We start from the raw sequence: 19,331 nt of genomic DNA on the forward strand, positions 1-19,331 counted from the left end.
GCCGCCCAGGTGGCGGCGCCGTTCGGCTTTTGTTTGTTAACGCCTCCGTACCCGGCGGCGCTCGTTACTGGAGAGGCCCTTCGTGAGCGGCCTGGCCAGGTTGTCACCGAGCACGATGCCCGCGGCGACACCCAGCACTATCGCACCGGCATTCAGCATGCCACCGGCACCCGCCAGGAAGTCGCCCCCTTCCACGGTCAGGGCGTACATGGAGCGGAATATCGTCAGTCCAGGCAGCAGGATCAGCGCTGCTGGAACTGCGACCACCAGCTGGGGAGCACCCAATTTAAGCGCGACCACGCGAGCCAGCAGTCCGATAACCACCGCCGCGACGGCGGGCGATAAACGGTCGCCGAGCCCGGCTTCGCCCACACCCCACAAGACGAAGAACCCCACGATGCCGACTGCCGCCGTCGGGAATAACAGCCGCATTTGGGTTTGTTCGGTGACGCCAATGGCCACCACCGCGATGGCGATGAGGATGGCTTGGACCAGGAGGGGGTACGCGTCGGGGAATGTTTGCGTGACGTCCAGGACGGCGCTGCCCATGAGCGTCCCCACCACGACGGCGACGCCGATGCCCGCCACGATGGCCCCGAAGGTCAACAGCGTTGAGAGGAACCGGCCCGCAGCCGTTACGGGGAACCCATTGATGGCATCCTGCACCGACGAGACCAGCCGCCCTGTTGGAAGCAGCAGCAGGATGCCGCCGGCCACCACAATGGACGGAGCGATGTCCGCGCCCGCCCACCGCAACATCAAGGCGATAAAGGTGACCAGGAAGGCGCACGCCATGGTGTTGAAGAAGTCTGCGGTCCGCCATCTGGCAAGTTGGCGGGAGAGCAGGCTGACCAGGATGTTGGAACCGAAGGCAACCGCAGAAGCTCCCAGGCCGCCACCCAAAACGCCGACGAAGACTGCGGCAAAGATGCCGAAGGCAATGGTGACCATCCACCGTGGGAAGGGCTTGGCGCTGCGGATGATCTCGTTCAAGCGGCGCACGGCTTCGTCGCGGCCCACTCCCCCGGCCACGATGTCCGTGACCAGTTGGTGCACTTGCGCAAGGCCGGCGTAGTTGTTGGTCCAGGAGCGCACCACGCGGAGCAGCGTGATGGGGGTCTGGTCCTTGGGCGCGTAATTGATGGCCACCGACTGGTTGGTGATGTCCACTTCAACGTTCTTCAGGCCAAGGGCAGCCGTAACGGCGATCATGCTCGTCTCGACTTCCAAGGCACCTGCCCCGTAGCGGAACATAACCTCAGCCAGGTGCAGGGCGAAGTCGATGGTCTTACGGGCGGAGGCATCCACTCCTACCACCTGGATGGTGGGGTTGGCATACGGACTTCCGGCAAGCCGGTCCACGATGTTCATGGGCGCCGTGGGCGGGCTGTCACCCTGGACCAGGCGCATGAGCATGCGTTTGGCGTTGACGTTCTGCCGGACCTGCGATGGCCGCAGCGGCTGGGTCTTGGGCAAGCCGTCGGTATGGGGCCTGCTGGCGGACCCCTCGGGGCGTTCAGTCACGCGGTGATCCTCCCTTGGCTTGATTGATTAGCGGTTCCCCCGCAGGTTTCGTACCACTGGCAATTTCTCAAGGGGCAATCGTCCCAGCACTGTCTGGGCGGCTCCTGCGAGCTTCCTGACCACCCGATAGGCGTTGAAGATGAGCGGGTTCACCGGGGCCACGAAGTCTCCCACCAGTTGGACTACTTCGCCACCGAAGCCCTTCTTGAATTCGTAGCCGCCGTGGCCGGTCTCATCCTGGCCCTGGATGCCGAACGTGCCGTAGAAGTTGTAGCGCGAGTAGCCGTTGTTGAGCGCGTGCAGCATCATGCCCCAGTAGAGGGAGGTGGCACCGTTGAAGTAAATGTAATCCTGAACTGTGCCGCCGATGACGCACACCAGTTCGTCACCTGAGCAAGCGAAGTGGATGGCTGCGACGGTGGCGACGCCTACGGAGTCCGGGAAGCGTTCGATGTCCTTGAGGCTTCGCTCGTAGCTGTCCACGAGGTCCTGGACAACCTTGATGCGGTTGGCCTTTTTCTTGCTTCCTGTTTCCTCAACCTCGCGCTTGAGGTCTGCCAGGGTCTTGGATTCGGCATCCAGGCGTTCGGTGATGGACGCGCGGTACTCGGGGATGTTGATTTTGGCCATCATGAGCTTGGTGAACTCATCGGAGGTGTTGCGGAGCAGTTGCTCGTAGTACTCGCGTTCGCGGTACGTGAAGCCCTTCTCGTCGCCGGCGGTGCTCAGCGCGTTGTAGAACTCATCCAAGGTCTCCAGCGTGGCTTGCTCCAGGTAAACGCCGTTCTTTTCGGCTTTCCGGATGGCCTTGCGGGTGCGGTAGTTCATGCCCATGATCAGCTCTTCGGAATCGGCGATCCCGTCGAGCTGCTTGATGAACATCCAGTTGATGTTGGCGAAGTTCATGTCGAAACCCTGGTGCTTGAAGCCCAGGCCTTCGAACTCCTTCAGCAGCGGGCGGTTGTCCTCTACCTCCGGGTGCTCGGCGCCTTCTTCGTCCCGTGCGATGTACCGGATGTTGGGTGAGATCCGCAGTTCCGCGGCCTTCTTCGAAGCCGCGTGCTTCTTCAGCTGCTCGACGACGAAGCTCACCATCGCGGGGTCGCTGTAGTCCATCAGTGGTCCCTTGGCGCAGTCGCACACCTTGTAGCCGAAGCGGTTGCTTGTGTAGACGAGCTTGCCAGCGGCGATCAGGCTCCCGGCCTGCCTCACGCCAAAGAGCTCGACTTCCTGCCCACGGGCGCGCTGGAAGCGTGTCAGGTCCATGGACTGGATGAAGCTGCCCTGGGGGTGTCCCTTGGCAAACGTCTCGAAATCAGCGTCACTGAGAATCACGAATTCCATGTCGGTTCCAGCCTCAATCGGAGTCAAAGAAAATACCTCACCTAACAGTAGATTTGCACCCATTGGTGGCCGGGGCGGGCCTGAAGTTTGCTTGCTGCCGATAACTGGCTGTCAGTAGAACTGGCCGCCGGTGCGCATGGTTTCGAGTCGACGGAAGATACGTTCCGCTCCCTTTAGCCACAACTTGTAGCGGACTGGTCCCAGCACAAGGTCGTAACAGCCCACGAAATCCGTGACGGTCTTGGTGAAGCTGGTCTTGAAGGATCCCAGGCCATAGAGCGGGTGGGACTTGTCCTTGATCCTGGCCGCAGGGGGTGTGCCGCAGAAATCGTATTCCACGCAGCCAAGCTCCTGCATGCGCCGGATCGCAGCCCACTGCGCCAAGTGTGAGTCACCGTACTGCTTGCGGTTCTGGGTGGAACCGCCGTCCTTGTACGTCGCCTTGGAACCGTAGTTGATGACGAAAGCGCCAACGCTCGGCGCCCCGTCCTCGTGAACGAAGAAGAAGTGCCCTTGGCCTCGGCTGCTGAACTCTTCCCAGAACGTGGCGTAGTACTCATAATTCCGGAGCGGCATGGCCCCCTTGGCGTTCATGGTGTTCTGCATGAGGCCGTAAAGCTTGCGGTAACTGTCTTCGCCGGGCTCCGCCTGGACTACCTCGCAGCCTTCACGCTCCGCCCTGCGGACTGCGTTCCGGGCACGCGAGGAAATGTTGCGGAGCACTTCATTGGCCGGTGCCGAGATATCGAGTATCGCCGTTGAGTCGTTGGATTGGATGTTCGGTGCCTTAACCAAGCCAGCGGCCTTCAGGTGCGTTGCCGCCTCGGGTGAGTCCACGACGTCGGGCTCTATCTTGATGGCGAAGACGTTCATCTTCTGTTCCTTGGCCAGGGCGGCGATGGCCGTGAGCATAGGGGTAATGTCCTCTACGGCAGCAGCGTCCGGCCCCTTGATGAGGTACCAGAGCCGGCCCATGACCGGGAACTTCTTCTCCAGGAGCAGGTTGTAGCTGGCGTAGCCGGCGCTCTCCACCACAAGGCGGCGGACCAGCCAGCCGTTGCCGTCCTTGACTGCCGCGTAGGCGTCCGATTGCAGCATGTTGCCGCCATTCGGATTGGCCGTGACGTGCTTGTCCCAGTTGTCGATTTCCTCGGCGGTGGCAAAGCGGGCGGTGAATTCTCGCAAGGTGGCCGTGTCCAATCTCAGGGTTTTGGTGCAGTGTTCAAAAGCGTGGTGCGCATGCGGACATGCAGCCCCAAGTCTATCGGGCTGAGAAAAATCGGCTCATTTCTGAGCTGAAGCGGGCGCGAACAGGTGCTTACAAACGGATCTGGTCCATGCTCTCCAGCTGGATTGCCTTCGGTTGCTTTCCGAGTTCACGCTGGCCGCTGACAAGGCGGTCCGCAGTGGACAGCCGGCTCAGGCTTAGTCCTGTCAGGTCCGCGATCTCCCCGATGGGGACCTGGAACGTCCGGAACGGACCCAGCGGGGGCGGTTCGCCTTCCAGGAGCCGCGTCTCGATGGCTCTCTTCAGATCAACCTTGCCCAGCAGCGGCGACTGGTCCAGGACGAACCCGACGGCGGCCAGCTTGGCATCGTTGGTCCATGCCGCGATCTTCCAGAACTTCCGCGGGATCTGGACACCACGGTACGGCTGATCATCATCACGGAAGACCGGTCCTGTGAAGACACTGAGTTTGGCGTCGTGGGCGTCGGCATGTTCAAGCACATGGTCTTCGAGCCCCACCCACAGCTCCTTGCCCTGGTTGAAGTCATCCACTTGCGGCGCAGCGTTGGTGAAGGCAAACGTATCCTGGTTGGCTTTCTTGGCCGTAGCAGCATCGCCCCAGACAGGATCAAGGCGCCGGACCAGGTGTCCACGGTCGAACGCGTTGTTCTTGTAGACGTCCGGGCCTGCCTGTTGCTCCTTGGGGATCCTGTCGTCGAAGTGCCAGGTTCCCTCGCGGGCCAAAGGGTTCAGCTCCGCACCGCTGATGTTGACACCCACGATCGCCGCAAGCTTCCGGGCAGCCCGGAAACGCACAGAAAAGTGGATGTAGTCCAACAGAATCGTCGTCGCCGACGGACTGGGCAGCTCAAGGCGTGCCCGCAAAAAATCCCTGTCGTATCCCCCGCTCATGGATACAGCATGGCACTAGCCACCGACAGTAAACAGACTCAGCATTCGACGACGTTGACGGCGAGGCCGCCCATCGCGGTTTCCTTGTACTTATGGGACATGTCCTTGCCCGTCTCCCGCATGGTCACGATCACCTCGTCCAGGGAAACCCGGTGCGTCCCGTCACCCCAGAGCGCCATCTTCGTAGCATTGATCGCCTTCGCCGCAGCGATCGCGTTCCGCTCAATACACGGAATCTGCACCAACCCCCCGATCGGATCACACGTGAGCCCCAGGTTATGTTCCATCGCGATCTCCGCAGCGTTCTCCACCTGCCCCGGCGTACCACCCATCACCTCAGCCAACCCAGCAGCAGCCATCGACGACGCCGAACCCACCTCACCCTGACAACCCACCTCAGCCCCCGAAATAGAGGCCTGCTCCTTATACAACACACCCACAGCACCAGCAGCGAGCAGGAACTTCACCACCACATCATCCCGGTCCTGCTGGGAGGCCTTGTCCATGCCCGGAGCATAATTCAACGCGTAATACAGCACCGCCGGGATAATCCCCGCCGCACCATTCGTCGGCGCCGTCACCACCCGGCCACCCGAAGCGTTCTCCTCATTGACGGCCAGGGCGATCAGGTTCACCCACTCCTGCCAATACTTCGGATCGTTCCGGTCCTTATCCTCCTTCAGCAACCGCTCCAACCAATCAGGAGCACGACGCCGGACCCGCAACCCACCAGGCAACACACCCTCACGCTTCAAACTGGTTTCAACACAGGCCTCCATCACCGACCAGATATGCAGCAAACCCTCCCGGATCTCCTCCTCCGACCGGGACGCCCGCTCGTTGATGAACATGATGTCGCTGATCCCCAAACCCTTGGACGCACACCGGCCCATCAACTCCGCCGCCGTCCTAAAAGGCAACGGCAACTCCTTCTTGGACTCCTCCAACTCCTGCTGGGCCGCGTTCTCCTCACCCTCACGGACAATAAACCCACCACCGACCGAGAAGAACGTCGCCTCCCGCAGAACATTCCCCTCAGCATCAGAGACAGCAAACTTCATCCCGTTCGTATGCCGCGGCAACACCGTCAACGGATGCAACACCATATCCTCCACCGCATAATCCAGGAGCGCACCACCGGCCAGGTTCAGCACACCCGTCTCAGCGATCGTGGCCAACCGCTCCTCCACCTCCTCAGGCAGAATGAGCTCAGGGTGGTACCCCTCCAAGCCCAGCAGCGTGGCCGTCATGGTCCCGTGGCCACGCCCCGTCGCAGCCAACGACCCATACAAATCAACACGCAACGACGCCACCGAGCCCAGGACACCAGCGTCCTTCAGCTCACCGGCAAAGACAGCGGCAGCCCGCATCGGCCCCACAGTATGAGAACTCGACGGACCAATACCCACAGAGAACAGATCGAAAACACCAACAGCCATGGTCGGGATCCCTTAATACAGCTTGAAACGGTCCGGCAGATGGTCCTGCCGGATGGCCTCCCCCGCTTGTGGCGAAGGTCGACCGAAGCACGACGCCGGATGGCCCCCAAAGGCGGCAACCCGGCGTCGCAAATTTATTCAGTTCTACAATCCCACGCTACGCCTTGTGGGCCGGTGCTGCCTGCGAGCGTTCGGGCCCGTTGGGTCGACGTCCTGGCGAGGGCCATCCCGTCGCCCAATTCGGGGGCTTGCTGCAGAACATGCCGTGCGCACGGCACGACCCGCAGCGAACCCCCGAATCGGACTCGGTCGAAGGGAGTTAGGAGAGGTCTCCGCCATTCTTGGAGGCGTATTCCTCGGCCGAGAGCAGCGGGCCGTCGGACTCAGCGGCGACCTTGAAGAGCCAGCCGGCACCGTAAGGGTCGCTGTTGATCAGTGCGGGGTCGCCGACAACTGCGTCGTTGATCTCCGTGACCTCACCGGTGACCGGCGAGTACAGGTCCGAGACGGACTTGGTGGACTCAACTTCGCCGCAGGTCTCGCCAGCGGTGACCGTGGAGCCAACCTCGGGCAGGTCAACGTACACGATGTCACCCAGAGCGTCGGTGGCAACCTCGGAGATGCCGACGGATACCGAGTTCCCTTCGCCGCGGGAGACCCACTCGTGCTCGTCGGAGTACTGAAGTTCGGGCGCTACTTTGGGCATTCTGATTCCTTTACGTGTAGTGGCTACATCTAATTGTGTCGCGCCGGGGGCCGTGAGCGCGGATGATTCAGGGGTGTGGCAAAGGATCACCTTCGGCAGGCCCCATTCCCCCAGCACCTTAGCGGTTCACGAAGCGCCGGAGGAAAACCGGATTCGAGCCTGGCGACCGGCAGCATGCGTCCAAGGGAGCATCGCGTCCGCTCAGCGGGCGCACATGCGACCGAGCATGCAGAGGTCGCCAGGTTCGAAAAACCCGTAACCTACTTTTGGCGCTTGTAGAACGGCAGTGCGACGACTTCGAACGGCTCGCTCTTACCCCGCAGGTCGATGTCCAACGCGGTACCCAGACCAGAGTGCTCGACGTCGACATACGCCAACGCTACCGGGTAGCCGAGCGTGGGGCTGGGCTGGCCGGAGGTCACTTCGCCAACCACTGCACCGTCCTTGAGGACCGGGTAGTGGCCGCGTCCGGCGCGGCGTCCCAAGCCCTTGAGGCCCACGAGCTTGCGCCCGCTGGTGGCACCGGCCCCGTCAGCCTTGAGGGCCGCGAGTGCGTCCTTGCCGACGAAGTCGCCTTCCTTGGACAGCGCCACCACGGGGCCGAGCCCTGCAGCGAAGGGGTTGCCTTCGCGGGAGAGCTCGTTGCCGTAGAGGGGCATGCCGGCTTCGAGACGCAGTGAGTCACGGGAAGCCAGGCCGGCGGGAGTGAGTTCGCCTTCCTCAGCAACGTCGGCGATGGCTTGCCACAGGGCTGCGGCGGAATCGTTCGCCACGAAGATCTCGAAGCCGTCTTCGCCGGTGTATCCGGTGCGCGCCAACAGCAGGTCTTGAGTGCCGCCGTCGAACGTGAACGGGACTTCAACTGCCGCGTAGTACTTCAGTTCGGTGACCAGTGCGTGCTGTTCGGCCGGAACCAAGCGCAGCAGGATGGCTTCGGCGAGCGGGCCCTGCACTGCAATGAGTGAAGTTTCGGCCGAAGCGTCCTCAACCACCACGTCGAAACCGGCCGCTCGCTCCAGAAGGGCTTCGGCGACAACGGCAGCGTTGCCCGCGTTTGGAACCACCAGGAACTTCTCGGAACCGCGACGGTATGTGATGAGGTCATCGATGATACCGCCGTCTTCCTGGCAGATCAGCGAGTACTTGGCTTTGCCGTCGGACATGGCGGAGATCTTTCCCACCAGGGCGAAGTCGAGGAACGCAGCAGCCTCCGGACCGGTGACCCAGACTTCGCCCATGTGGGAGAGGTCGAACAGGCCGGCGGATTTGCGGACTGCGTGGTGCTCGGCCAGTTCGGAGGAGTACTTGAGCGGCATCTGCCAGCCACCGAAGTCGGTGAACGACGCGCCGAGCTTCTTGTGCTCTTCGTAGAGAGCGGTGTAGTTCTCAGTCATGACCAGTCCTTAGTTTTCGAAGTCTTCGATCGGAGGGCAGGAGCAGACCAGGTTGCGGTCTCCCGCTGCGCCGTCGATGCGGCCGACGGGCGGGAAGTACTTGTCCTGCTTGAGGTGGTGGACCGGGAAGGCGGCCTGCTCGCGCGGGTACGCGCGGTCCCAATCAGAACTTACGACGGCGGCAGCAGTGTGGGGTGCCTTGCGCAGCGGCGAGTTCTCAACGGCGAAGTCTCCGTTGGCAACCTGGTCGATTTCCTTGCGGATGGTGATCATGGCTTCGATGAAGCGGTCGATCTCCACGAGGTCTTCGGACTCGGTGGGCTCCACCATCAACGTGCCGGCAACCGGGAACGCGAGGGTGGGTGCGTGGAAGCCGAAGTCGATGAGGCGCTTGGCCACGTCTTCAGCCGTGACGCCGGTCTTGGCCGTCAGTTCACGCAGGTCAAGGATGCACTCGTGCGCTACGAGTCCGCCTTCGCCGGTGTAGAGGACCGGGAAGTGGTCGTTGAGGCGCGAAGCGATGTAGTTCGCAGCCAGCAGCGCGGACTTGGTCGCTTCTGTGAGGCCCTGGCCACCCATCAGCTTCACGTACGCCCAGGAAATCGGCAGGACACCGGCGGAACCGAAACGGGACGCGGAAATCGGGACGTCGTTGCCTTCGGTCCAGGATGCGGCGTCACCCGGCATGAACGGAGCGAGGTGTGCCTTGGCTGCTACGGGGCCAACGCCGGGTCCGCCACCGCCGTGCGGGATGCAGAAGGTCTTGTGCAGGTTCAGGTGGGACACGTCCCCGCCGAACTTGCCCGGCTGTGCTAGGCCCACGAGTGCGTTGAGGTTGGCGCCGTCGATGTACACCTGGCCGCCGGCTTCATGGATGGCGTCGCAGACTTCGCGGACGTCGGCGTCGTACACACCATGCGTGGACGGGTAGGTGATCATGATGGCCGAGAGGGCGTCCCGGTTGGCCTCGATCTTGTTCTTGAGGTCAACGTGGTCGATGGTGCCATCAGGTGCGGTGGCGACAACCACTACCTTCATGCCCGCGAGCACTGCGGAGGCGGCGTTGGTGCCGTGCGCCGAGGCGGGGATGAGGCATACGTTGCGCTGCTCATCGCCGTTGGAGAGGTGGTAGCCGCGGATGGCCAGGAGGCCGGCGAGCTCACCCTGGGAGCCGGCGTTCGGCTGGATGGAGACCTGGTCGTAGCCAGTGATCTCGGTCAGCTGGGCCTCAAGGTCGGTGATGAGTTCGCGCCAGCCCTCGGTCTGGGAATCCGGTGCGAACGGGTGGATCGAGGCGAACTCCGGCCAGGAGATGGCTTCCATCTCAGCGGTGGCGTTGAGCTTCATGGTGCACGAGCCCAGCGGGATCATGGTGCGATCCAGTGCGAGGTCGCGGTCAGAGAGCTTGCGGATGTAGCGGAGGAGCTGGGTTTCGGAGCGGTGGGTGTTGAACACCGGGTGCTGCATGAAGTCGCTCGTGCGCTCAACAGAGCCCTCAAGCGCAAAGCCATCAGCGGACTCAAGCACCGAAGCGCCGAAGACCGACGCGACGTCGGCGACGACCGCCGTCGTCGTGGTCTCATCAACCGAGATGCCCACCGTGTCAGCGTCAACGCCGCGGAGGTTGATGCCCTTCGCTTCGGCAGCGGCCACGATCTCGGCAGCCTTACCGGGGAGGCGGACGGTGATGGTGTCGAAGAAGGAACCGTGGAGGACCTCGACGCCGGCAGCCTTCAGCGACGCTGCGAGGGTCCGGGCGTGACCGTGGGCGGTCTCGGCGATCGCCTTCAGGCCTTCCGGGCCGTGGTAGACGGCATACATCGAGGCCACGATGGCGAGGAGTGCCTGGGCGGTACAGATGTTGGATGTAGCCTTCTCGCGGCGGATGTGCTGCTCGCGGGTCTGCAGCGCCAAGCGGTAGGCGGGGACACCGGCGTCGTCCTTGGAAACGCCCACCAGACGGCCGGGCATGGAACGCTCCAGGCCCTTCTGGACGGCCATGTACGCGGCGTGTGGGCCGCCGAAGAACAGCGGAACGCCCAAGCGCTGCGCGGAACCAACAGCGATATCGGCGCCCTGCTCACCCGGAGGGGTGATGAGCGTCAGGGACAGGAGGTCGGCAGCAACAGTAACCAGCGCGCCGCGTTCCTTGGCTTCAGCAATGACGGCAGAGTGGTCGAACACGCGGCCCGAAACGCCGGGCTGCTGCAGGACGACGCCGTTGATGGCGCCTTCCGGGAGACCGAGCGAGAGGTCGGCGACCTCAACGTCGAAGCCGAGGGCTTCGGCGCGGCCCTTCACAATGGCGATGGTCTGCGGCAGGCAGTCGGCGTCAAGAACGGTCTTGCCGTCCTGGACGGCCTTGTTCTTGTTGGCGCGGCGCATCATCAGGACGGCTTCGGCCACAGCCGTTGCTTCATCCAGCAGGGAAGCGTTGGCGATCGGCAGGCCAACCAGGTCCTGGACCATGGTCTGGAAGTTCAGGAGCGCTTCGAGGCGGCCCTGGGAGATTTCCGGCTGGTACGGGGTGTAGGCGGTGTACCAGGCCGGGGATTCAAGGATGTTGCGACGGATCACCGGCGGCGTCACGGTGTCGTAGTAGCCCTGGCCGATCATCTGGACAGCGGTCTTGTTCTTGGACGCAAGTTTGCGCAGCTCTGCCAGGACCTCCACTTCGCTCAGCGCGTTTTGCAGTGTGAGGGCGACGTCCTGGCGGATGTCGTTCGGAACGGCGGTGTCGACCAGCGAATCAACGGTGTCGTAGCCGACGGACTTGAGCATGGTCTCAATGTCGGCCTGGCGGCGTGCGCCGATATGCCGATCGACGAAGGTGGTGGAGGCAGAACTAACCGTCACGAAGGAACTCCAATACTTGGGCGGCGTTTGGGTACGCCACAGCGGCTCGGGTTCCTCCCCGCTCTGTATTGGACCTGAGAGTTTCCGCGGGTTGTTGGGACAACCATCGCTTGCACCGTCGGTGAGCACAGCGCCCTTTGGCCCGAAGGTGGGCTGAGCGCCTGCTGCTTTCCAGAGTTGCCTTGCCGCGGCGGTGCGTGGGCCTGAGAGATTCCTGGGGAGGGTTTGCTCCTACGGCGCCTGCACCACATGCTTGCAGGACTCTCCCGCCGCAGATCAGAGGCATGTTCAGTTGTACGCGACCTCAGTCAGGGCAGGCCACAAGGGTTAATTGTCCTACGTGGCGGGCGCCGCCGCAAATGGGAGACGTACTACTTCCGCAGCCGGTCCAGGACTCCCAACAGGATTTCGACGTCGGCCTCCCGGCCTGCGTTGCCGTTGTCCTGGCCGCCTTCGAACATCGCGTTGAAATACAGCCCGTCACCCATGTAACTGACGGCCTTGGCGACCTCGGGTCCCACATCCTTGGCCAGGACATCGAGCCATTGCTTTTGGATTCCGGCAAACCTGCGGCGGGTTTCTTCATGGGCAACCTCGGCCAGGCGGGTCGCGGCCACAAACGCACGGTCCATCGGCGTCCCGGCCCACAGGGACGTCCGGATGAAGTACGCGGCAGCACCGTCCGGCGCGGCCCTCATCCGGTCAATGTCCTGTTCAGCCAGTTGGTCCAGTCGTTCCAGCAAGGCACTGATCAGCGATTCCTTGTTGGGGAAGTGGTACAGCAACCCACCCTTGGAGACCCCGGCCCGCTTGGCGACGGCGTCGAGCGTGGCAGCCCGTTCCCCTACCTCTATGAGGAGGGCTTCGTAGGCATCCAGGACGGCATCCCGGGCAACTGGTTTTCGTGGCATGAGTACATCATTCCCTAAAGGCTTGTTGGGGTTCCATTTGAAACTGTACCGTCTGGACGGTACAGTAAGTGACATGTTCTCGCCGTCCTCAACCCAAGCACCCCGCTCCGCTCGTCCCGATATGGGCCAGGCAGCACCGTGGCGCGATTGGACGGCACTGGCGCTCCTGATGTTCCCGGTGCTGCTGGTGGCCGTCGACAACACCGCGCTCACCTTTGCCCTGCCCGAGATCGCCCGCTCCCTGGACGTGGGCGGCGTTCAACTCCTATGGATTGTTGACGCCTACCCGCTGGTCCTCGCGGCGCTTCTCGTTTCCATGGGTAACCTGGGCGACAGGATCGGACGACGGCGGCTGCTGCTGGTCGGCAGCACAGGCTTCGCTGCGGTGTCGGCTGCTACAGCCTTCGCACCTTCCGCGGAGTGGCTCATAGCCGGACGCGCCGGCCTCGGCGTCTTCGGCGCCATGCTGATGCCGTCCACGCTTTCCCTGATCCGGAACATCTTCACCGACCCCAACCGCCGCCGGCTTGCGATCGCCGTCTGGGCTGCCGGTTTCTCCGGTGGCGCAGCCCTCGGCCCGATCTTTGGCGGCTGGCTGGTGGAACACTTCTGGTGGGGTGCCGTCTTCCTGGTGGCAGCTTTCCTGCTCCTGCCGCTCCTGGCTTTCGGCCGGGTCCTGATTCCCGAGTCCAAGGACTCCAATCCGGGACGTGTGGACGTGCCCAGCATCGTCCTGTCTGTGGTCACCATGGCTCCTTTTGTTTACGGCATCAAGGAATTCGCAGTGCATGGCTTCGGGGCATCCGCGGCAGCCTTCATGGGCTTCGGCGTGGTGATGGGCATTCTCTTCGTTCGCCGCCAGCAGCGGATCGAGAACCCCATGCTGGATGTCGCATTGTTCAGGAACAAGGTGTTCAGCACGGCCATCGTGGCCAACGTGCTGTCCCTCTTCTCCATGACGGGTTTTATCTACTTCTTCGCCCAGCACCTGCAGTTGGTGGAGGGGCAGTCCCCCATGGAGGCGGGCATCGCGATGATTCCCGCGCTCCTGGCCACAGTCATTGCCGGGCTCCTGGTGGTGCCTCTGGTGAAGCGTGTGCGGCCCGGATTCGTGGTGGCGGCCGGGCTGACCTTGAGCGCAGTGGGTTACCTGGTAGTGGTGGTGGGCGACCACGGCAGCGGACCCGTATTCCTGCTCTCAGCCCTGACCGTGCTTGCTGTGGGTGTGGGTGCCGCGGAGACCATCTCCAACGACCTCATCCTGGCCTCGGTGCCGGCAGATAAGTCCGGAGCGGCCTCGGCCATCTCCGAAACCGGCTACGAACTGGGGTCGCTCCTGGGAACGGCCGTGCTCGGCTCCATCCTTACGGCTTCCTACCAGCACAACCTGACCATTCCGGACGGCATCTCCGAGCAAGCTGCCGGGAACTCCGGCGAAACGCTCGCCGGCGCTGTTGATGCGGCGGCCGCCCTTCCGGCCCCGTTGTCGGAGGCGCTGACACATGCCGCCCGGACAGCTTTCGAGTCCGGTGTCCACATCACTGCGGCGATTGGGCTGGTCCTGATGGCAGGCGCGGCAGTACTAGCCGCCGTCGTACTTCGGCGTGTGCCGAAGGCGCAGTAGTAAACCCAGTGGTGTAGTCAAAGCGGTGCCGACTGAAGCTAGACAGCTTCGGTCGGCGCCGCTTTTGGGTCGACTCCAGCGGTGAGTTCGTCGATTCTGTCGAGGGCGTCACTGAGTCGGGTCACCGTATTCCAAAGCTCTGGATGCTGTTCCCTGACTTCCTGGAGCGTGGTGCCGGCCGAGGTCAAGGACGCGAGGTCGAAGCTCACGTTGGTTCTGGCTCCGGCTATGGCTGCACGGAGGGCTCCAAAGCCCACAACGACATCGGCGATCAGCGCCGGGTTCCCTTTGGCAGCGAGCCAGCCCAGGTCTTCGATGGCCTCGATGGCTCGCTTCCCCAGGACGCCTGAAGCCTCGGCAGCATCGACGGAGGCCTGATGAATCGCGGCGTCGCGTTCCGGACCGGGGTCGAGGCGGAAGGCGGCGCCGAAAGCGTTGGAGGCGGACGCGTCGTCGTCGGCTAATTGAAGCGCAGCTTGGCGAAGTGCATGGGCCCGGGCGTGGATGTCACCGAGCTGTTCATGCTGGGCCTCCTCCGCCTGGGTGTATCCGGCGACCATGGACGTCAGCGAGGCCGCGATGGAGAGCATGACGCCGGTCCCGGCACCCCCGCCCGGCGAACCGGTTGCTTCCGCCAAGGCCTTGGTCCACTCCTCCACGGTGGATTGCTGAGTGGTGACTGGTTCTGAATCCCTCATGCCATCCAGTGTGCCGGGGCTTCCCAGCCTTTGCAGCTTTGGGCTGGATACACTGACCAGATCTAGGCGTCGAACGAAAAGGGCAGACTCATGACCATTGACCTCGAAAAGCTCTACAAGGACCTGCACGCCCATCCGGAGTTGTCGTTCCAAGAGACCCGAACCGCCGGGATCGCCGCGGGTTATCTTGAAGACCTCGGATTCACGGTTCACCGCAATATCGGAAAGACCGGGGTTGTTGGTGTTCTGGAGAATGGACCCGGACCGGTGGTGATGCTCAGGGCAGACATGGATGCGTTGCCGGTCAAGGAAGCAACGGGTTTGGACTATGCGAGCACGGCTGTGGGTGTTGATCATGAGGGCAGGGACATGCCGGTCATGCACGCTTGTGGCCATGACGTGCATGTGAGTTGCCTTGTTGGCGCGGTGGAGGTCCTGGCCGCGCAGCGTGATGAGTGGCAAGGCACCCTGATAGCCCTCTTCCAGCCGGCAGAAGAATGGGGCGGCGGGGCGGAAACCATGGTTGCCGCTGGGTTGTATGACGTGGTGCCGAAACCCGACGTCGTCCTAGGCCAGCACGTGGCCCCTTTCCCTGCCGGATGGTTCGGCATGCGTACCGGCGTCACCATGGCGTCCGCCGATTCCCTCAACATCACTTTGCATGGACGAGGGGGGCACGGATCGCGCCCGGAGACCACTATTGATCCAGTATTGATGGCTGCTGCAACCACTGTCAGATTGCAGGGCATCGTCTCGCGTGAACTCGCAGCCAGTGACTCCGCGGTGGTGACCGTTGGGCAGATTCACTCAGGGACAAAGAATAACATCATCCCGGAAACGGCAACTCTGGGCCTCAGCGTCCGTACCTTCAGTGACGCCACCAGGGATAAGATCCTCGGTTCAATTGAACGCATTGCCAAGGGGGAAGCCACAGCTTCAGGTGCTCCCAAGGAACCGGAAGTTCATTTCGAAGAACGGTTCCCACTGACAGTCAACGACGAAGATGCCACCGGGAAGGTGTCCGCAGCCTTCAAGGCAAAGTTTGGCGAAACACAGATTATCGACCCCGGACCGGTGTCCGGGAGCGAGGACGTGGGAGTCTTGGCCACCGCTGCCGGTGCTCCGCTGGTGTTCTGGTTCCTGGGTGGCTCTGAGCCTTCCTTGTTCAAGGAATTCGCCGCAACAGGTCGCCTTCCCGAGGACATTCCGTCGAATCACTCGCCATACTTTGCACCAGTTATCCAGCCAACGCTGACGCGAGGGACGGAAGCCCTGGTGACGGCTGCCCGAGAGTTCCTGGCCATTCCGTCCTAGGGTTTTATCCACAAGAACCAGCCCGCCGGCAAAGGGTGAAGGCGCTGCGACCGCAGCGCCTTCACCCTTTTTGTTCGAGCAGGTCCAGCTTCCATGACTGTGCCTGTGAATGCCTAAACCTTCTCGCGGATGCGGTCGATCTTCGGTTCAGAAACCTCAAATTCCCTGCGACGGCGGGCAAGGAAAGTCCACAGTGTTCCTTCTGTCTGCGGACGCTTCCCTGCGGGTGCTTCATCTTTGCTTGCATCAAACGTGTGCGTCTCGGGCTTGCGCGCGGAGTCCTTCTTCGTGCGCCGCTCGAAGTCGTCGTAGTGCGCGCAGCACATACCAACCTCCTCCAACTGCTGTCCCTTAATCGTCCTCTCGTGAACGCCACAAGCCGACTGTTTTCTGGTCAGCTGTCGCGGCGGTTGCCCAACCAGCTCACCACCGCCGGGTCCCAGTGGTCGAAGAAGAGGCTGCCACGGACTTGGACCGTTATCGTGACAAGGCTGAGAGTCGGGCCGCATCCACAGCCAACCTCGTCTCCTCAACCATCAGATCGGCATTGATGGCTGCCCCTGCCATGACGCCCGAAGCTGCCGACGCCATCACCTGACCGGTGAGGTCGGAGACGTTGCCCGCCGCCCACACACCCGGCATCGACGTCGCGCCCTGTGGCGTCACCTCGACATGGGTCCCCACGCCCATCGGGTGAACCACTGATGCGATGCCCAGCGATTCCAGCACGGCCGAGCGCGCCTGTAGTCGAGGCCCTGTAACGACAGCTTCCACGGGGATCGTTTTCCCTGATGCCAGGACAACGCCGGACAAGACGTCATCGGTCACGTCCAGGGACCGCACCTTGCCGTCCACCACCGTGATGGAACGGGCAGCAAGTTGTTCCCACTCTTCTTCCGTCGGCTCCACAACGTCGTTCAGGAACAGGGTGATGTTGGGGCTCCACTGTCGGAAGAGCAGGGCCTGGTGCAGCGCCATGGGCACCGAACCCAGAATTCCAATCGCCTTGTTCCTCACCTCCCAGCCGTGGCAATAGGGGCAGTGCAGAACGTCCCTGCCCCAGCGCTCCTTGATGCCATCGATGTCGGGCAGTTTGTCTACCAGCCCGGTACTGACCAGCAGGCGGCGTGCGGCCACGGTCCGGCCATCGGCCAAGTCCACCTCGAACGCGAGCTCCGCGCCTGAGCCGGGATCCGCCGTCGTCCTCGCTGCAACTGCGATGCCGTCCACGAGGTCGGCCCCATACTGCCGCGCCTCAGCGCGTCCGAGCGCCAGCAGTTCCCTGGGATTGATGCCATCCCGGGACAGGAAACCGTGCACCCCCGCCGCCGGCGCATTCCGGGGCTCGCCGGCGTCGATCACCAGGACCGAGCGCAACGCCCGCCCCAGGGTGACCGCCGCACTTAACCCAGCTGCGCCACCTCCCACCACTACGACGTCGTATTGCTCGACCATCTGGCTGTTGTTCAATTCTTCACCCACGGTGCCTCCACATGTCTCAAGCGGCTCCGTACCGCTTTCTTCCATGGTTCGGGACACTCGGCAGTATCAGCAAGTATTTTTGCCGCTATGGCAAACTGGAGGAATGGTTACAGATTTCAGCACCATGCTCGACGCCGTCGGTCCCCGCCTGCGCACGATGCGGACACAGCGCAACGTGACGCTTGCGGAAGCTTCGGAGGCAACCGGCATCTCCGTCAGTACGCTTTCGAGGCTGGAGTCAGGCCAGCGCAAACCCACCCTGGAACTCCTGCTCCCGATCGCGCGGCTCCATCAAGTCCCCCTGGAAGAGTTGATCGACGCCCCGGAGACTGGTGATCCCCGCATCCACCTCAAACCACACGTTCACGAGTGGGGCACCGCCCTCCCCCTGACGCGACGACCCGGCGGCATCCAGGCGTTCAAGATGGTGCTCAAGAGTGGCACAGGCAAGGAGATTCCGGAGCCGCAATCGCACGAAGGTTACGACTGGATGTACATCCTCAACGGAAAGCTGCGCTTAGTGCTTGGCGACAGCGACTTCATTTTGAAACCGGGCGAGGTGGCGGAATTCGACACCCGCACTCCACACTGGTTTGCGAGTGCCACCTCGGAACCGGTGGAACTCCTCACACTATTTGGCCAGCAAGGCGAGCGACTTCATGTTCGGGCCCGCCCCAAGCGCTGAGGCGTCTGCCATAAAGCCTAGGAGGCGAGCCATTCGCGGGCGCTTCGTCGAGAGCCTTCAGCATCTACGCCCTTGTCGGGTTGGTTGATCTCGGCCCATACCTCGTCAAGGGAAAGCCCAAGGACGTCGGCGATCGCAGCTACGGTTGGGAAAGCCGGCGTAGCCACCCTGCCCGACTCAATCTTTCGGAGCGTTTCCGGCGAGACCCGGGCATCGAGGGCGGTCTCCAACATGGATCGCCCGCCCCGGGCGCGACGCAGGAGAGCACCGAGGCGTTGTCCACGCTCGGCCTCTGCGGGAGTAAGCGGCAGCCTGACCATGGCTCCAATTGTAATACCGGGATAATATGGCCGGGATAGTTATTGGTCTCACATGAACGAAAGGCGCCGAATGATCGAAATCCTCAGCCCCGCTGAGCTTGTCCGCGCAAAGGATACGGGGGCATTGGTCGCCAACATTCTGCACACCTTGAAGGGCCGTACCACTGTGGGCACAAACCTCCTGGACATCGACCAGTGGGCAAAGTCCATGATCCTCGAGGCAGGAGCGGTCTCCTGTTACGTCGACTACGCACCCTCCTTTGGACGGGGTCCCTTCGGCCACTACATCTGCACCGGCGTCAACGATGCCGTGCTGCACGGGTTGCCCCGGGACTACGCACTTGCCGACGGCGACCTGTTGACACTCGACCTCGCCGTCTCCCTCCACGGCGTCGCAGCCGACTCTGCCATCAGCTTCATCGTGGGCGAATCGAGGCCGGCGGAGAGCGTGGCGATGATCGAGGTGACCGAGCGAGCCCTGCGCGCCGGAATTGCAGCAGCCCGCCCCGGCGCCAAGATCGGAGACCTCTCCTACGCCATCGGCGCAGTCCTGAGCGAGGCGGGCTACCCCGTCAACACCGAGTTCGGTGGCCATGGCATCGGGTCGACCATGCACCAGGATCCCCATGTGCCAAATATGGGACGGCCCGGCCGCGGCTATAAGCTACGCCCCGGTTTGCTGCTGGCCCTGGAGCCCTGGGTCATGGCCGACACCGCACAACTGGTCACCGACGCCGACGGATGGACGCTCCGAAGCGCGACGGGTTGCCGGACAGCCCACAGCGAGCACACCATCGCCATCACCAACGACGGAGCCGAAATCCTGACGTTGCCGACACTGGGTTACTAGACGCCGGGCCGCTAGTCACCGGGCCGCTAGATAAGCCCTGAGCC

The 19,331-nt window shown here is 62.8% G+C and carries 17 protein-coding genes and 2 riboswitches; of the genes, 4 read left to right on the forward strand and 13 right to left on the reverse strand.

From position 1 onward, the window contains the following. Nucleotides 1-36: 36 nt before the first annotated feature. The 9 genes from ACSSVG_RS05165 to ACSSVG_RS05205 form a co-directional block, all read right to left on the reverse strand. Nucleotides 37-1,524: a threonine/serine exporter family protein gene (locus ACSSVG_RS05165; RefSeq protein ID WP_159709126.1), complete on the reverse strand. Its 1,488-nt coding sequence runs from the start codon at nucleotides 1,522-1,524 to the stop codon at nucleotides 37-39. A gap of 27 nt (nucleotides 1,525-1,551) precedes the next feature. Continuing rightward, nucleotides 1,552-2,868, reverse strand: a complete 1,317-nt coding sequence (locus ACSSVG_RS05170; protein WP_231339622.1) for a peptidoglycan bridge formation glycyltransferase FemA/FemB family protein — start codon at nucleotides 2,866-2,868, stop codon at nucleotides 1,552-1,554. 111 nt (nucleotides 2,869-2,979) lie between these two features. Further along, nucleotides 2,980-4,068, reverse strand: coding sequence for a lipid II:glycine glycyltransferase FemX (locus tag ACSSVG_RS05175; protein WP_492417683.1), 1,089 nt, complete (start codon nucleotides 4,066-4,068; stop codon nucleotides 2,980-2,982). Between the two features lie 118 nt (nucleotides 4,069-4,186). Then, nucleotides 4,187-5,008 carry a DNA/RNA non-specific endonuclease gene (locus ACSSVG_RS05180; RefSeq protein ID WP_231339624.1) on the reverse strand — a complete coding sequence of 274 codons (822 nt, stop codon included), beginning with the start codon at nucleotides 5,006-5,008 and terminating at the stop codon, nucleotides 4,187-4,189. A 38-nt stretch (nucleotides 5,009-5,046) separates the two neighbouring features. Then, a complete protein-coding gene (locus ACSSVG_RS05185; RefSeq protein WP_492417685.1) occupies nucleotides 5,047-6,447 on the reverse strand; it encodes an L-serine ammonia-lyase in 1,401 nt (466 codons plus the stop codon). A 319-nt stretch (nucleotides 6,448-6,766) separates the two neighbouring features. Further along, entirely contained in the window at nucleotides 6,767-7,153 is a 387-nt protein-coding gene (gcvH, locus tag ACSSVG_RS05190) for a glycine cleavage system protein GcvH (RefSeq protein WP_231339626.1), read from the reverse strand. A 260-nt stretch (nucleotides 7,154-7,413) separates the two neighbouring features. After that, complete coding sequence (gene gcvT / locus ACSSVG_RS05195; RefSeq protein ID WP_492417687.1) at nucleotides 7,414-8,547, reverse strand: glycine cleavage system aminomethyltransferase GcvT; 1,134 nt, start codon at nucleotides 8,545-8,547, stop codon at nucleotides 7,414-7,416. Nucleotides 8,548-8,556: 9 nt separating this feature from the next. Then, the gene (gene gcvP, locus ACSSVG_RS05200; RefSeq protein ID WP_492417689.1) at nucleotides 8,557-11,403 is read right to left on the reverse strand and encodes an aminomethyl-transferring glycine dehydrogenase; all 2,847 of its coding nucleotides are present in this window, start codon (nucleotides 11,401-11,403) and stop codon (nucleotides 8,557-8,559) included. A gap of 53 nt (nucleotides 11,404-11,456) precedes the next feature. Next, a riboswitch (glycine riboswitch) is annotated at nucleotides 11,457-11,583 on the reverse strand. Nucleotide 11,584: 1 nt separating this feature from the next. Next, nucleotides 11,585-11,682: riboswitch (glycine riboswitch) on the reverse strand. A 92-nt stretch (nucleotides 11,683-11,774) separates the two neighbouring features. Continuing rightward, a complete protein-coding gene (locus tag ACSSVG_RS05205) occupies nucleotides 11,775-12,314 on the reverse strand; it encodes a TetR/AcrR family transcriptional regulator (RefSeq protein ID WP_492417691.1) in 540 nt (179 codons plus the stop codon). Between the two features lie 73 nt (nucleotides 12,315-12,387). Here ACSSVG_RS05205 and ACSSVG_RS05210 point away from each other — a divergent pair, with 73 nt between their 5' ends. Beyond that, nucleotides 12,388-13,938, forward strand: a complete 1,551-nt coding sequence (locus ACSSVG_RS05210; RefSeq protein WP_492417693.1) for an MFS transporter — start codon at nucleotides 12,388-12,390, stop codon at nucleotides 13,936-13,938. 38 nt (nucleotides 13,939-13,976) lie between these two features. On the opposite strand, the gene ACSSVG_RS05215 is transcribed toward ACSSVG_RS05210, so the two are convergent. Beyond that, nucleotides 13,977-14,636 (reverse strand): cyclodeaminase/cyclohydrolase family protein, encoded by a 660-nt coding sequence (locus tag ACSSVG_RS05215; protein WP_492417695.1) that lies wholly within the window; start codon nucleotides 14,634-14,636, stop codon nucleotides 13,977-13,979. Between the two features lie 90 nt (nucleotides 14,637-14,726). On the opposite strand from ACSSVG_RS05215, the gene ACSSVG_RS05220 reads away from it, so the two are divergent. Then, the gene (locus ACSSVG_RS05220) at nucleotides 14,727-15,950 is read left to right on the forward strand and encodes an amidohydrolase (protein WP_231339632.1); all 1,224 of its coding nucleotides are present in this window, start codon (nucleotides 14,727-14,729) and stop codon (nucleotides 15,948-15,950) included. 113 nt (nucleotides 15,951-16,063) lie between these two features. On the opposite strand, the gene ACSSVG_RS05225 is transcribed toward ACSSVG_RS05220, so the two are convergent. Together ACSSVG_RS05225 and ACSSVG_RS05230 are read right to left on the reverse strand one after the other, a co-directional pair. After that, complete coding sequence (locus ACSSVG_RS05225) at nucleotides 16,064-16,276, reverse strand: hypothetical protein (protein ID WP_231340970.1); 213 nt, start codon at nucleotides 16,274-16,276, stop codon at nucleotides 16,064-16,066. Nucleotides 16,277-16,427: 151 nt separating this feature from the next. Next, the gene (locus ACSSVG_RS05230) at nucleotides 16,428-17,405 is read right to left on the reverse strand and encodes an NAD(P)/FAD-dependent oxidoreductase (protein ID WP_492419145.1); all 978 of its coding nucleotides are present in this window, start codon (nucleotides 17,403-17,405) and stop codon (nucleotides 16,428-16,430) included. 130 nt (nucleotides 17,406-17,535) lie between these two features. Here ACSSVG_RS05230 and ACSSVG_RS05235 point away from each other — a divergent pair, with 130 nt between their 5' ends. After that, nucleotides 17,536-18,117: a helix-turn-helix domain-containing protein gene (locus ACSSVG_RS05235; RefSeq protein ID WP_492417697.1), complete on the forward strand. Its 582-nt coding sequence runs from the start codon at nucleotides 17,536-17,538 to the stop codon at nucleotides 18,115-18,117. A 17-nt stretch (nucleotides 18,118-18,134) separates the two neighbouring features. Here ACSSVG_RS05235 and ACSSVG_RS05240 read toward each other — a convergent pair whose 3' ends face one another. Beyond that, nucleotides 18,135-18,437: a helix-turn-helix domain-containing protein gene (locus ACSSVG_RS05240; protein WP_231340972.1), complete on the reverse strand. Its 303-nt coding sequence runs from the start codon at nucleotides 18,435-18,437 to the stop codon at nucleotides 18,135-18,137. A gap of 70 nt (nucleotides 18,438-18,507) precedes the next feature. Here ACSSVG_RS05240 and map point away from each other — a divergent pair, with 70 nt between their 5' ends. Next, nucleotides 18,508-19,287: a type I methionyl aminopeptidase gene (gene map, locus ACSSVG_RS05245; protein ID WP_492417699.1), complete on the forward strand. Its 780-nt coding sequence runs from the start codon at nucleotides 18,508-18,510 to the stop codon at nucleotides 19,285-19,287. Nucleotides 19,288-19,331: the final 44 nt, after the last annotated feature.

This window comes from Paenarthrobacter sp. E2MeOHC11 (assembly GCF_058744955.1).